The 14125-nt window shown below is 39.5% G+C and carries 11 protein-coding genes; 8 read left to right on the top strand and 3 right to left on the bottom strand.

Annotated elements, in window-relative coordinates; genetic code table 11:
• The first annotated feature begins 130 nt into the window (after nucleotides 1–130).
• The 3 genes from NPX98_RS00350 to ileS all read left to right on the top strand — a co-directional run bounded on the left by NPX98_RS00350 (nucleotide 131) and on the right by ileS (nucleotide 5221).
• Nucleotides 131–1051, top strand: coding sequence for an outer membrane protein (locus tag NPX98_RS00350; protein ID WP_269021963.1), 921 nt, complete (start codon nucleotides 131–133; stop codon nucleotides 1049–1051).
• A 160-nt stretch (nucleotides 1052–1211) separates the two neighbouring features.
• Nucleotides 1212–2057, top strand: coding sequence for an outer membrane protein (locus NPX98_RS00345; RefSeq protein WP_269021962.1), 846 nt, complete (start codon nucleotides 1212–1214; stop codon nucleotides 2055–2057).
• A gap of 242 nt (nucleotides 2058–2299) precedes the next feature.
• Nucleotides 2300–5221, top strand: a complete 2922-nt coding sequence (gene ileS / locus NPX98_RS00340; RefSeq protein WP_269021961.1) for an isoleucine--tRNA ligase — start codon at nucleotides 2300–2302, stop codon at nucleotides 5219–5221.
• Nucleotides 5222–5842: 621 nt separating this feature from the next.
• Here the strand turns inward: ileS and NPX98_RS00335 are convergent.
• A complete protein-coding gene (locus NPX98_RS00335; protein WP_269021960.1) occupies nucleotides 5843–6295 on the bottom strand; it encodes a nucleoside deaminase in 453 nt (150 codons plus the stop codon).
• A 274-nt stretch (nucleotides 6296–6569) separates the two neighbouring features.
• On the opposite strand from NPX98_RS00335, the gene NPX98_RS00330 reads away from it, so the two are divergent.
• From NPX98_RS00330 to NPX98_RS00310, 5 genes are all read left to right on the top strand, one after another.
• Nucleotides 6570–8075, top strand: coding sequence for a pseudouridine synthase (locus NPX98_RS00330; RefSeq protein WP_269021959.1), 1506 nt, complete (start codon nucleotides 6570–6572; stop codon nucleotides 8073–8075).
• Nucleotides 8056–8613: a 16S rRNA (guanine(966)-N(2))-methyltransferase RsmD gene (gene rsmD, locus NPX98_RS00325; protein WP_269021957.1), complete on the top strand. Its 558-nt coding sequence runs from the start codon at nucleotides 8056–8058 to the stop codon at nucleotides 8611–8613. The genes NPX98_RS00330 and rsmD overlap by 20 nt, the downstream gene beginning before the upstream one ends.
• A 478-nt stretch (nucleotides 8614–9091) precedes the next feature.
• Nucleotides 9092–10423, top strand: coding sequence for a TldD/PmbA family protein (locus tag NPX98_RS00320; protein ID WP_269021956.1), 1332 nt, complete (start codon nucleotides 9092–9094; stop codon nucleotides 10421–10423).
• Complete coding sequence (locus NPX98_RS00315) at nucleotides 10410–11213, top strand: 3'(2'),5'-bisphosphate nucleotidase CysQ (protein WP_269021955.1); 804 nt, start codon at nucleotides 10410–10412, stop codon at nucleotides 11211–11213. The genes NPX98_RS00320 and NPX98_RS00315 overlap by 14 nt, the downstream gene beginning before the upstream one ends.
• A 45-nt stretch (nucleotides 11214–11258) precedes the next feature.
• On the top strand, nucleotides 11259–11504 hold the full coding sequence (locus NPX98_RS00310) for a DUF4170 domain-containing protein (RefSeq protein WP_269021954.1): 246 nt from the start codon (nucleotides 11259–11261) through the stop codon (nucleotides 11502–11504).
• Nucleotides 11505–11781: 277 nt separating this feature from the next.
• On the opposite strand, the gene NPX98_RS00305 is transcribed toward NPX98_RS00310, so the two are convergent.
• A complete protein-coding gene (locus tag NPX98_RS00305) occupies nucleotides 11782–12021 on the bottom strand; it encodes a DUF2093 domain-containing protein (protein ID WP_269021953.1) in 240 nt (79 codons plus the stop codon).
• A 107-nt stretch (nucleotides 12022–12128) separates the two neighbouring features.
• Nucleotides 12129–13970, bottom strand: coding sequence for a DNA mismatch repair endonuclease MutL (gene mutL, locus NPX98_RS00300; RefSeq protein WP_269021952.1), 1842 nt, complete (start codon nucleotides 13968–13970; stop codon nucleotides 12129–12131).
• Nucleotides 13971–14125: the final 155 nt, after the last annotated feature.

Genomic DNA, 14125 nt, shown 5'->3' with positions numbered 1-14125 from the left:
AAGATTCAATTGCTTAGTAGCTCCATCTTTGATGGGGTCTTTACTTTTTTCTCTTCTGTATCATTTTTACTACAGATATTTGCAATAATATCTTTTATAAAATACATTTTGTATATTTGGAGATAAATTTATGAATATGAAATGTTTAATAACAGCCTCTATTTTCGCTTTGGTTTCAACTTCAGCGGTATGGGCGGCAGATATTATTACCCCTCAACAGTCAGAACTATTTATTCCTCAAGTCATTGTTGATCCTGGTTTTTCTTGGTCGGGTTTTTATTTTGGGGGCCAGATCGGTGGCTTTTCGAGTAAGAGTAAAATGAATGTTGTTGGTGAGGAGCTCAGCATTCCGGTTGGTAAAGATTTGGTTCCTAAGCTTTCAGGTTTTACAGGTGGCCTTTATGCCGGTTCTAATGTTGATGTTGGTAGTGGCCTTATTCTCGGTGTTGATACGGATATGGTTTGGGTTGGACGAAAAAACACAAAAACTGTAACTTACAACATTGAAGATGGAGCGGGAGTTGGTATTCCTGGAGTTGGTGTTCCGGGAGCAGGTGTGCCGGGAGTTGGTGCTGCAAGGGTAGTCTTGCCTGGATATGGTATTCCAGAATTGACAGGATGGCCTATTCCAGCAGAAGGCGTAGCAAGAGTTGATGTTCCAGGGGTAGGGGGTAATCAGGAAGATAAGTTTAGAGTTGCTAAGCATACTTTAAAACAAAAATGGTCTGGTGCAACACGTATGCGTATTGGTTTTACTGTGGATCGCATTATGCCGTATGTTGCTGGTGGTGTTGCTTATACGCGGCTTCGAGATATTCTCTCAGAGAGTCGAGAAGGAAAGGAAGAAAGTTCTCCTCATTCGTTGGATGAGACCAAAACATTGATTGGTTATACACTTGGTGCTGGCGTTAATTTAGCGATGACCGACAATATTATCATGCGTGCAGAATATCGTTATTCGGATTTTGGTAAAAAGAAATTCGCAAAGGATAAACTTGACCTTAGCTACAAGACAAATGACTTCCGCCTTGGTTTAGCTTATAAATTTTAGAGTTTTTCTAGATTAAATTTCTAACGGATCCTATTTTATAGGATCCTAGTTTTTTTTAAATTGTGTTATTTTTACTACAGATATTTGAAATAGAATATCTTATATAGGGTTCGTTTCTGATTCTTATATAATTACATTTCAGATATTTGGAGATAAATTTATGAATATGAAATGTTTAATGACGGCCTCTATTTTTGCTTTTGTTTCAGCTTCAGCGGCTCATGCAGCGGATGTTATAGTTTCTCAAAGATCAGGATCATCAGGATCAGTTGTTCCACAAGTTTCAGTTGTTCCACAAGTTGTTGTGTCTCCTAATTTTTCTTGGTCTGGTTTTTATTTTGGTGTTCAAGCTGGTGGTATTACGAATAAGGCTAAGGCAGATGTTCTTGAAGGAAGCTCAACGGCTTCGGCTTCGGATAATGAAGATTCATTGCTAAAATTTTCTGATTTTTTAGGTGGAATTTACACAGGTTACAATGTTGATTTCGGTGATGGTTTTGTTCTAGGTGTTGATACAGATATTGTTTGGTCTGGGCAAAAGGATATAAAAACAATCGCTTTGGAGAAGAATGATACAACTGCCAATAGAAGCAGTTATGGTGCAAGCACTTTTAGTGCTTCTTCTGTTAAAGCTAACGATGCAGAAAACTCAGAACCAAGTTATACTTTAAAGCAAAAATGGTCTGGTGCAACACGGTTACGTGTTGGTTTTGCTGTTGATCGCTTTATGCCCTATGCTGACGGTGGTGTTGCTTATGCACAGATTCAAAACGCTATTTCAGAGATGGAAGATAGTAAAAGAGAAAGTTCTTCTGAAGCAGATGAAACTAAAACATTGATTGGTTATACACTTGGTGCTGGCGTTAATTTAGCGATGACCGACAATATTATCATGCGTGCAGAATATCGTTATTCGGATTTTGGTAAGAAGAAATTCGCAAAGGATAAAGTTGAGCTTGATTACAAAACGAATGATTTCCGCGTTGGTGTAGCTTACAAGTTTTAATTTATTTTAAAGAGTTATTTTGGGGAGGCTCTGTCTTTGGCAGAGCCTTTAATTTTTTCGTATGTTCATTTTGGGGTTTCTTTTTTTGACGATTTCATGTTAAAGCTTTGACATAATAATATATTTTATTGATCTCTGCTTAATATGAGCTACTAGCTCACCTTTTCCTGTAGATTAAATAACCTGGATTGAGAGATATTATGCAAAGATAAAATCATAAAAGTAGACAGGAACATTTCACAATGTCTGTGAAAAATGAAATAGAAACAATAGATTACTCAAAGACTCTTTATTTACCACAAACAGCTTTTCCTATGCGCGCAGGGTTGCCGCAAAAAGAGCTTGAGCTCGTGGCGCGGTGGGAAAATCTGGATCTTTATGCCCAATTGCGTCAACAATCAAAAGACCGTCCACTTTATGTTCTCCACGATGGTCCGCCTTATGCGAATGGTAATATTCATATTGGGCACGCTTTAAATAAAGTTTTAAAGGATGTGGTTGTTCGTTCATTTCAAATGCGCGGTTTTAATGCAAATTATGTCCCTGGTTGGGATTGTCATGGACTTCCGATTGAATGGAAAATTGAAGAAAAATATCGGGCACAGGGTAAGAATAAGGATGATGTGCCTCTTAATGAATTTCGTCAAGAATGTCGTGAATTTGCACAACATTGGATAGCCGTTCAGAGTGAAGAGTTTAAGCGTCTTGGCATCGTTGGGGATTTTAAAAATCCTTACACGACAATGGCTTTTCATGCGGAAGCACGTATTGCTGGTGAATTGATGAAGTTTGCTATGTCAGATCAGATTTATTGTGGCTCAAAGCCTGTTATGTGGTCTGTTGTTGAACGCACAGCTTTAGCTGAGGCAGAGATTGAATATCACGATCATGAATCGGAAGTTATATGGGTTAAATTTCCTGTTTCTGAAACAAAATCCGATGATTTATATGATGCTTGTGTTGTGATTTGGACAACAACACCATGGACAATTCCTGGTAACCGTGCAGTCAGTTATTCTTCGCAGATTGTTTATAGTGTTTATGAGGTTGAAAGCGCGGAAAATGATTTTGGTCCTCAAATTGGGGAAAAACTTCTTTTTGCTGATGCCTTAGCAGAGAGTTGTGCAGAGAAAGCAAAACTTGTTTTAAAGCGTTTACGCGTTGTTTCTTCTGATGAGCTTAAAGTTCTTGTTCTTGCTCATCCATTGAAAGGTTTTGCTGGAGGTTATCACTATAAGATTGCGATGCTCGATGGAGCCCATGTGACGGATAATGCTGGTACAGGTTTTGTCCATACAGCGCCTAGCCATGGACGCGAAGATTTTGAAATTTGGAATAGTTATAAGTCTACATTAGAACAGGCTGGTATTGATACGATGATACCTTTTCCCGTTGATGATGCTGGTTTTTATACAAAAGATGCTCCAGGTTTTGGGCCAGATCGTGAAGAAGGATCAGCTCGCGTTATTGACGATAATGGAAAAATGGGGAATGCTAATAGAGAGGTTATTAACGCTTTAATTGCAGCAGATCGATTATTTGCACGTGGTCGTTTGAAACATTCATATCCTCATAGTTGGCGTTCGAAAAAACCGGTCATTTTTCGCAATACACCGCAATGGTTTATTTCAATGGACAAAGACCTAGGGGATGGTTCAACTTTGCGCAGTCGAGCTTTACAAGCGGTTATGGAAACGCGTTTTGTTCCTTCTTCTGGTCAAAACCGTTTGGCTTCCATGATAGAAGATCGTCCCGATTGGGTTCTTTCTCGTCAGCGTGCTTGGGGTGTTCCGATTTGTATTTTTGCTAATGAAGACGGCGTTATTCTTAAAGATGAAGAGGTGAATGAGCGTATTTTGCAGGCTTTTGAAGCTGAAGGAGCGGATGCGTGGTTTGCAGAAGGAGCGCGTGAACGTTTTTTAGGTGAGCGTGCGCATGAGTCTTGGTATCAGGTACGTGATATTCTTGATGTGTGGTTTGATTCTGGGGCAAGTCACAGTTTCGTTTTAGAAGATCGTGCTGATTTGCAGTGGCCTGCTGATGTTTATTTTGAAGGCTCTGATCAACATCGTGGCTGGTTTCAGTCTTCTCTTTTAGAAAGTTGTGGTACACGCGCTTGTGCGCCTTATAAGGCGGTGATTACACACGGCTTTACTTTGGACGAAAAAGGCAAGAAAATGTCTAAGTCTTTGGGGAATACGGTTGTTCCACAAGATGTTATTAAAACGTCTGGAGCCGATATTTTCCGTCTTTGGGTGATGACGACAGATTATTGGGAAGATCAGCGTTTGGGCGCAAAGATTCTTCAGACAAATGTAGATTCTTATCGTAAATTGCGTAATGCAATTCGTTGGATGCTTGGAACTTTGGTCCATGATGAAGGTGATGAAGTACCTTATTGTGAGCTACCAGATCTTGAAAAATTTATATTGCATCGTCTTTATGAACTCGATCAGTTGATTAATCGATCCTATGATGCATTTGATTTTAAAAGGATTATGCGTGCGTTATTGGATTTTTCGATTATTGAATTATCTGCATTTTATTTTGATATCCGCAAGGATTCTCTTTACTGTGATGCACCTTCATCAAAAAAACGTAAGGCTTCTTTGCAAGTGGTCCGTGAGATTTTTGATCGAATGGTCACGTGGCTTGCTCCTATGTTACCTTTTACAATGGAGGAAGCTTGGTTGGAGTGTTATCCGGAGAGCCGCTCAGTGCATTTGGAACAATTTCGTCCAGTGCTAGAGGAATGGAAGAATGAACTTTTAGCGGAACGTTGGAAAAATATTCGGAAAGTTCGTAAAGTTGTTACAGGTGCTTTAGAGCTAGAACGTGCAGATAAGCGTATTGGGTCTTCTTTGGAAGCTGCACCTGTAGTTCTTATTTCTAATCCGGTTTTATTGGAATCGCTGAACGATTTGGATATGGCAGAAATTTGTATCACCAGTGCTATAACAATACTTCAAGATGTACCGCCTTCAGATGCTTTTATGTTAAATGATGTTGAAGGTGTTGGAGTGTGTGTGGAAAAGGCATTGGGTGTAAAATGTGCACGATCGTGGCGTTACACACAGGATGTTGGGAGTGATCCAGCTTATCCAGATGTGTCAGCTCGTGATGCAGCTGCTTTGCGAGAATTGAAGGCGCTTGGTAAAATTTAAGAGGTTTTGGATCAGAGGGACGGTGTTCAATAGATGGTTATCGTTTTAGGTTGATTATTGCTGAAAATAACCTTTTATATTGGCAGTGAAATGCATTCTTTGGTTCATGAAGAGGCGCGTTTACATGGGGAACAGTTCCAAGTAGGCCACAGTTGCGTAAGAGGGCTGTTTCTTTAAAGACAATGAAAGCAATAGAGAAATGTAGAGTAAGAATATTTTTGTGAGTAATTTTATCGCTGCTTTTTTAAATGGGATGTCATTTTCTACTTATGGTGCCGATAAGGCAGATTTACCGTAATTTTTCATTATATTGCTCTTCTTTCCTCGTTAAAATAATAAGAAAGAAGAGTTAGCTCGTTGCAAATGGAGTTAGAAACTTCAATCGAATGTGCGTGCAATGTGACTTATGTTTTAAGCAGATCGTATATAGATTGGTTTTTGTTGTAATTTATCGTCAGTTGGTAAAAACAGCGACTGTTGACCAAATGAGTGAAAGAAAAACAATATAAATGAAGAAAAGTGCTTTAAAAGTGAGGTTTGATAGAAAGTATTTGGGGTCTTCAAAGAAAAAGTGTTGTCGTTTGTTTAAGTGGTCGGTATTTGGGGAAAGAAGGACGAAATTTATTTCTGATATCGTTTTTGTGCAAAAAAATCTTTGAGCAATTGAGCTGCGTCTCTTTCCTTAAACCCAGAATAAACTTCAGGGATATGATGACAGGTTGGCTGTTGATAAAAGCGTGGGCCGTGTTCGATAGCTCCTCCCTTGGGATCGCTTGTGGCATAATAAAGGCGCCGTATTCGTGTGAATGAAATGGCAGCAGCACACATAGCACAAGGTTCAAGTGTTACATAAAGATCGCAATCAGGAAGCCTTTCATTTTGAAATATTTGACAAGCCATACGAATAACACGCATTTCTGCATGTCCTGTAGGATCATGTGGTTTTCTTATGAAATTACCGGCACGTGCAATGATCGTTTTTCCATGCGTGATAACCGCACCCACGGGAATTTCATCTTGTTTTGCTGCTTCTTGTGCTTTTAAAAGAGCTATTTCCATAGGAGTAAGTATCATATTATGCTTTCTGTTTAGAGTGCTAATAACCAAAAGTTTATATAAAGGCTTGTTATGAAGTGAGTGAGCTTATTATGATTAGTTTTATGATGAAAGCTGTTGCCATAAGTTTTTATACGTGCCTAGAGTTTATTTGAAGGTAAATGGGTACCATTATGATTACAGAGTCTGGAAAAAGATGAGCTGTTGCACCACTCTTCCTTTTTAGAATAAACGTGATAGGAAATATGATGAATTTATCAAATGGCCGAAAAGAGGCTGGGATGAAAAGAAAATGAATGAAAATAATGAGAGCGAACGGATTGCTAAAAGGTTAGCGCGTGCTGGTGTAGCGTCGCGTCGCGATGCAGAAATGATGATCGTTGCGGGCCGTATTGTTGTTAATGGTACGGTTGTGACTACACCTGCTTTTAATGTGACGCGCTCTGATGTCATTACAGTTGATGGAAAGCTCTTGCCTCCTATAGAACGTACGCGGTTATGGCTTTATCATAAGCCGGCAGGATTGGTTACGACCAATCGAGATCCTGAAGGAAGACCGACAGTGTTTGACAATGTGCCGGAGGGGATGCCTCGTGTTCTTTCAGTGGGTAGGCTTGATATTAATACGGAAGGGCTTTTACTGTTAACAAATGATGGTGGTTTAGCGCGTGTATTAGAGCTACCTATAACAGGATGGGTTCGCAAATATCGGGTTCGTGCTCATGGAAAAATTAAACAAAGTGAGCTTGATAGTCTGAAAAATGGCATTGCAATTGATGGTATTTTCTATGGTTCAATTGAAGCATCCATTGAACGTGAGCAGGGGTCGAATATTTGGCTTTCTGTAGCTTTGCGTGAAGGAAAAAATCGTGAAATAAAGAATGTGTTGGGGGCGTTAGGGTTATCAGTTAATCGCTTGATTCGTGTATCTTATGGTCCATTTCATCTATCTGATTTGGAAGTAGGGGCGGTTCGCGAGTTAAAAGGTCGAATGTTGCGTGATCAATTGGGTGAACGCTTGATTGCACAAGCCAATGCAGATTTTGATGCTCCTATTCTTAAGCCATTTTCAAATTCTATAGTTGTTGCGGAAAAACAAAGCAGTAAAAAGCCTATTTTAAAGGATAATGGCTGGATTTTTTCGAGTGAAAGTATTGCACAGCGTAGAAAGAAAGGCAGCGTTGCTGAACGTGGTCGGGAACGGTTAAGTACGAAACTTGATGAGAAATTTATGCGTAAGGATAAGAATGCGGATGGGAAGGCAGAGCGTTTTCTTTTGCGTTCGCGTCGTTCTAACGTGTGGATGGCTCCTGGTGCACGTCCGCAAAGTGTGCGTAAAAAATTTTACTATAATGACGATAATCATTATGAGAATAGAAGTGATTTTTCTGGTCAGAGATCATTTGATCGAGAGAAGGAAAGACCAAAAGCAGTTTCATTACGCCGAGACTGGCAAGAAAGTCCATTACGTGGGAAGCAGCAAGAAGGTTCGTTACGCAAAGAGAGACAGGAAGGTCAGTTACGAAAAGATAGGTATGGTGGTTTTGATCAAAAACGTGGCAAAACGTTTGAGAGTGAAGCTCGTGTTATTGGCAAAAAAGACAAGTTTTCTAAGAAAGCTACATTTTCTAAAAGAGCAGAGAAGGTTTTCAAAGGTGATTATGATGAACATTTTTTGGAGAGAAAGAAAAAAAAGGTTAAGCCGTTTGACGGGAATGTAAAAAAATCTAAGCCATCTAGTCATCGTGCAAGAACATCTAAGTCATTGGGAGAAACGCGTGCGGGTTATCGGCGGTAAGTTTGCAGGGCGTGTTTTATCGGTGCCTATCGGTCAATCTATTCGCCCGACCAGTGACCGTACGCGTGAAAGCCTTTTTAATATTCTTGCTAGTCGAGAAGAACACTTTTGGACAAATAAGCGTATTCTTGACCTTTTTGCTGGCACTGGTGCTTTGGGAATTGAAGCGCTTTCGCGTGGTGCAAAAGCTGCTATTTTTGTTGAAAATTCCGTTGAGGGGCGTGGCTTAATTCACAAAAACATTGAATCTTTTGGTTTGCAAGGAGTTGGACGAATCTTACGTCGTGATGCAACAAAACTTGGTGTTGTTGGGACAATATTGCCGTTTGATGTTATTTTTGCAGATCCTCCTTATGGCTATGGCTTAGGTGAACAGGCTTTTATGTCGGCTTTTAAAGGAGGATGGGCAAAAGACAAAACACTTTTTATACTTGAAGAAAAAAAAGAAGCGATTATTGATTTACCTGATATATTTTACTTAGATGATGAGCGTTTTTATGGTGAGACAGCCATACGCCTTTATAAACTTAAATCGTAATTTTAAACGTGAAAAATAGCTTATTTTTGTTTGATAGAGTTAAAAAAATTATTTGGTACAGTTCTTTCACTGCATTTTATTCTACGGATACGTTGTTTTGCGACTGTATAATTTTCTTTCAGCTATTTGTGGCCTCTCACGCTAAAGAAAATAAGCTTCGCCTGTAATGAAACAAGAGAGAGATGTTGCAGTCTTTATCAAAATTCGTGGGTAAAAAGGGTCAAAATTGCAGATTATTATACTTTAGTTGTTCAATAGATGAAGATACAAATTTTAAATTTTTGAAAACGAAAGCACAGACACAATAAGTCATGTTTTTCTGTGGAGAAGCGAAAAGGAAAACTTTTCGATTGGTTAAAAGAAAAATAATGCATGAATTGCCTATAATTTTAGACGAATGGCATGTAAAAATTATTTTTTTGATGAAATTGCCAGATTATTCACTAATGTGAATCATCAATATTTTAAGGAGTCTATAATGACTGATGAAAACCAGATTGATAAGGCGGCTTCATTAGTGGAGGCAGCAAAGCGTTCTGGAGCTGATGCTGCTGATGCTGTTATTATCCGCTCGCATTCTGTTCGTGTATCGGTTCGTCTTGGTAAAGTCGAAACGACAGAAGCTTCAGAGAGTGATGATTTTACATTAAGGGTTTTTGTTGGAAAAAAAGTCGCAAGTGTTTCTGCGAATTTGTCTGCTTATCCGCAGGATTTGGCAGAACGTGCTGTTGCGATGGCTAAGGCTTCACCTGATAGTTTATTTGAGGGGTTGGCCGATAAAGAACGTTTGGTTACGTGTCCTAAAGAGCTTGATCTTTTTGATGATTTTGTTCCACAAAGTCATTTTTTAACAGAAGATGCTTTGAAAATGGAAGCAGCAGCTCTTGATGTTAAGGGAGTCAGCAATTCTGGTGGAGCTGCAACAACTTATGGCAGTGGTGGACTTGTTCTTGTAACCAGCGATGGTTTTTGCGGGTCTTACCGTTCCAGTTGTTTTTCACGTTCTTGTAGCGCACTTGCGGGTGAAGGTACAGCAATGGAGCGAGATTATGATTATACCACTTCTTTACATTTTTCCGATTTGGAGGCTGCAGAAACTATAGGAAGAAATGCGGGATTAGGTGCGGTTCGACGGTTGGGGGCAGTTCGTGCTGCTACTGGGGTTGTTAATGTTATTTTTGATCCGCGTATGGCTCGCGGAATTGCTGGGCATATTGCAAGTATGGTCAATGGAGCATTGGTTGCTCGCAAAACGAGCCTTTTACAAAATTTAAGGGGGAAAAGGGTGATGAAACCTGATGTCAATGTGACGGATCAACCCTTGAAATTGCGTGGGAATGCTTCTCGACCTTTTGATGGTGAGGGGGTAGAAGGACAAGCACTGAATATTATTGAGAATGGCGTTTTGCAAAATTGGCTTCTTTCCTCATCATCCGCGCGGGAACTGGGGCTTGAAACCAATGGACGTGGTGTGCGTTCGGCATCGTTGGTTCAGCCATCAAGTACAAATTTTGCTATTGAACCGGGTTTGGTATCACCTCACGATATGGTAAAAGATGTGCAGAATGGTTTTTACGTTACAGAATTATTTGGGCATGGCATTGATTTTGTGACAGGCCAATATAGTCGCGGTGCTGCTGGTTTTTGGATTGAAAATGGCGAAATTGCCTATCCAGTGAGTGAAGTAACGCTAGGTTCTGATTTGCTTCATATGTTGGCGCATTTAACACCTGCGAGTGATATTGATCGGCGTTATGGTACCGCTGCTCCGACATTATTAATTGAAGGAATGACACTTGCAGGAAAATAACGTACATTATTATTCTGACCTTAATCTTTTGCTTGATGTTTGTTGGGAAGCAGGAGATTTAGCAATGAAGTATTTTGGAAGTGATTTGGGTGTCTGGTTTAAAAATGGCAATTCTCCAGTTAGTGAAGCAGATATTGCAGTTGATCACTTTTTAAAGGAAAAACTTCTTAGAGCGCGACCGAATTATGGTTGGATTTCGGAGGAGACGGTAGATGATAGGGAACAACAGACTTATGAGCGCTATTTTGTCGTTGATCCCATTGATGGAACACGTGGTTTTCTTTCTGGCAGTGCTTATTGGTGTATTTCTGTTGCTATTATTGAGAATAAGCGTCCTGTTGTTGGTATTGTGCAGTGTCCTGCTAAAAGTGCCGTTTATGCAGCTATTACTGGTGAAGGGGCAACATTAAATGGTGTAGGGCTGCCTCGTTTAACGTTTCAAGCTAATCGAAAATATAGAGTCTCATTTGATGCATCGATAGCTCAAAAATTGCCATATGATTTTTGCAATCAAATTAGTTTTTATCGTTACATTCCTTCTCTAGCATATCGTATTGTTCTTGCTGCTCGAGGTGAGATTGATATTGTGTTTGTTCGGCCGAATTGTCACGATTGGGATATTGCTGCTTCTGATCTCATTCTGCAGGAGTGTGGTGGCTGTTTTTCGCCGATTGACGCACCATCTATTTTTTATGGGATTAAACCCTATCGATATGGGCTTTTAATTGCTGGTGAAAATAATTGCTGTCAAAAGATGATAGATATTGTTCGTCAAGCAAAGTTAGTCTAATCACATACAAATATTTTAAAATTTCGTGATGATACGGAGGCAAAAATGATTGAAGCCAACGAGAAAAAACAATTATTGCATCTTGTGTTTGGAGGAGAATTAAAAAATCTTAATGGTAACCAATTTAAGGATCTTAACGCTTTGGATGTAGTTGGTATCTTTCCAGATTATCAATCAGCACAAGAAGCATGGCGAGCGAAAGCGCAAAGCAGTGTAGATAACGCATTACAACGTTATTATATCGTGAATTTGCATCGGTTTCTTGACCCTGAAACAAGTGATGCATCGTAAAGTTTAAACATTCTTCCACTCTATTTTCTGAATTATGCTGATGTAGAAAGAGTGAATTTGCGAGGTTTGATATCAAGATGAGTGAAAGAAATCAAAAAAAGAAGGAGAGCGTTTTAAGGCGGTTTTGATAAAAAATCGTCGTTTACTGATTCAAATTTGGTTTTTACAGATTTTTGCCATATGTTGTTGGAAAAGTGATGGTTCATTTTAATAAACGAAAACATCCCTTTTAATTTGTGATTTTAAAAGCAAGAGCAATTGTTTTATCAGTTGCGAGTCAGCTATTTTCTGTGTTTTGTAACAATTGGCTGAGATGAGGATTGCACTCAAGTTCGCGCTGGTAAGAAAGCTCACAACTGGCGTATGCTTCTTGGCGATGATGATTCCAATATTTGAGTTCATCTAGAGGAATTTTTTGTCCGCTGACAGCACAAAGAGTATAGGTTCCATATTTTATAAGTTTATATCCATTACTAGAATAATGAATAGTTGCTTCGCATTCGTTATTAGCAAACATTCTCTATAGACCCTTTCCATTTTTATGCAGAGATAACATTAAAACATTATAAGATGCTGTATAAAGTTAAAAAATATTTCTTTCCAGATAGAATAGTTAATGAGACTTTATTTTCTGCCAAAAAGACGTTCTATATCTGCGAGCTTGAGTTCAATATAAGTAGGGCGGCCGTGATTACATGTTCCTGAATTAGGTGTTTCTTCTATTTGTCGTAAAAGTGCATTCATCTCTTCAGGACGCAAAAGACGCCCTGAACGTATTGAGCTATGGCAGGCCATCGTTGCTGCAACATAATCAAGGGTTGCTTTTAAATTGTCTGTTGTATCATATTCAGCTGCTTCATCCGCAAGGGCTTTGATTAGGGATTGTGCATCTATTTCTCCTAGCATTGCAGGAGTTTCGCGCACAGCGATTGCACCGGGTCCAAATGGTTCAATGTTTAAGCCAAATTTTTGTAAAGTATCCTTGTGTGTTAAAAGGCATATCGCATCTTCTTCAGAGAGTTCTACAATTTCAGGAATGAGCAATAATTGTGAAGGCAGTGGTTTAGAATAAAGTGCGTTTTTGAGCGCTTCATAAACCAGTCTTTCATGCGCAGCATGCTGATCTACAATGACGAGACTGTCTTGTGTTTGAGCGACAATATAATTTTTATGAATTTGTGCTTTTGCAGCACCTAATGGATAATCTAACTTTTCCGGTGTAGAGATAGTGTTTGTAGCACGTGTATCACCACTTGGCACGTTTAAGCTTTTTATTACAGGGGTAATATCTTCTTGATAGCTGACAGAATTGTCAATATCTAACGGTTTATGAACCATTGATACGGTTGATGATGCGGGATGATATGATTGTGGATGAGAAGAAAAAGATTGGTGTGCGTTCTTGAAAGTTTCCAATGGTTGCGTTTGAAATGCAGATAGCATTGCATCAGAGCGCGTTGAAGTCGGGCGAATACCCGATTGATGCAATGCTTCACGGATTGCTCCAATGATTAAGCCACGAATTAAACCCGGATCGCGGAATCGTACGTCAGCTTTTGCTGGATGAACATTAACATCGACATCAGTAGGAGGTAAATCAATAAAGAGGATAGAGACAGCATGACGATCTCGAGCAATGACATCAGCATAAGCTCCACGGATTGCACTCCATAACAGTTTATCACGGACTGGGCGTCCATTAATATAAGCAAATTGATGAAGGCTATTGCTGCGATTGAAAGATGGTACGCCGGTAAAACCTGTTAAACGAACCGCTTCGCGTTCAGCGTTAAGCACGATACTGTTAGAAGCAAATTCTTTTCCCATAATTTGTGTAATACGCTGCAATCGCCCTTGGGTATTGTTTTCCAAAGCAGGTAATTCTAGAGGTGTGCGATCTGTACCAGAAAGAGAAAAGCGGATATGTGGAAATGCAATAGCAATTCGTTTAATCATATCCGTGATGGCATTTGCTTCAGCGCGATCAGTTTTCATAAATTTGAGGCGTGCTGGAGTAATAAAAAAAAGATCACGAACTTCTACGATAGTTCCAGGATTGGATGCAGCTGGTTTTGGTCCTACGATTTTTCCTGCTGTCACGATAATTTCGGCAGCGCTATTAGTGTTCTGCGTTCGTGATGTGAGTTTAAGTTTTGCAATGGAACCAATGGAGGGTAAAGCTTCCCCCCGAAAACCAAGAAAGCAGATATTATGCACGTCATCGACAATTTTGGATGTGCAGTGGCGAGAAATTGCCAAAGTTAATTGATTTTCAGGAATACCGCAGCCATTGTCACTCACCCTGATAAAGTTTTTTCCACCGTTTGCTGTGACAATTTCGATACGAGACGCTCCTGCATCAATAGCATTTTCAACAAGCTCTTTGACAACATTGGCTGGTCGTTCAATAACTTCACCGGCGGCAATTTGATTAATAATAGTTTCGCTAAGATGTCGTATGGTCATAGTTCAATTGTGTTGTTGTGTAGAAACTGTGGATCGTACTAACGAAATTTTCTCAAAATTTAAGAATAAAAGAAGGCTGAAGCTATTATTTTGGGAAGAACAGATTATTTTCAATGGAAAATTCATATACAATTCCAATATTCAGTTTTCTCCTC

Source organism: Bartonella sp. A05 (genome assembly GCF_026930145.1).
GTDB lineage: Bacteria > Pseudomonadota > Alphaproteobacteria > Rhizobiales > Rhizobiaceae > Bartonella.
The sequence above is the reverse complement of the archived record's forward strand: the minus strand, read 5'-3'. Positions and strand labels throughout refer to the sequence as shown.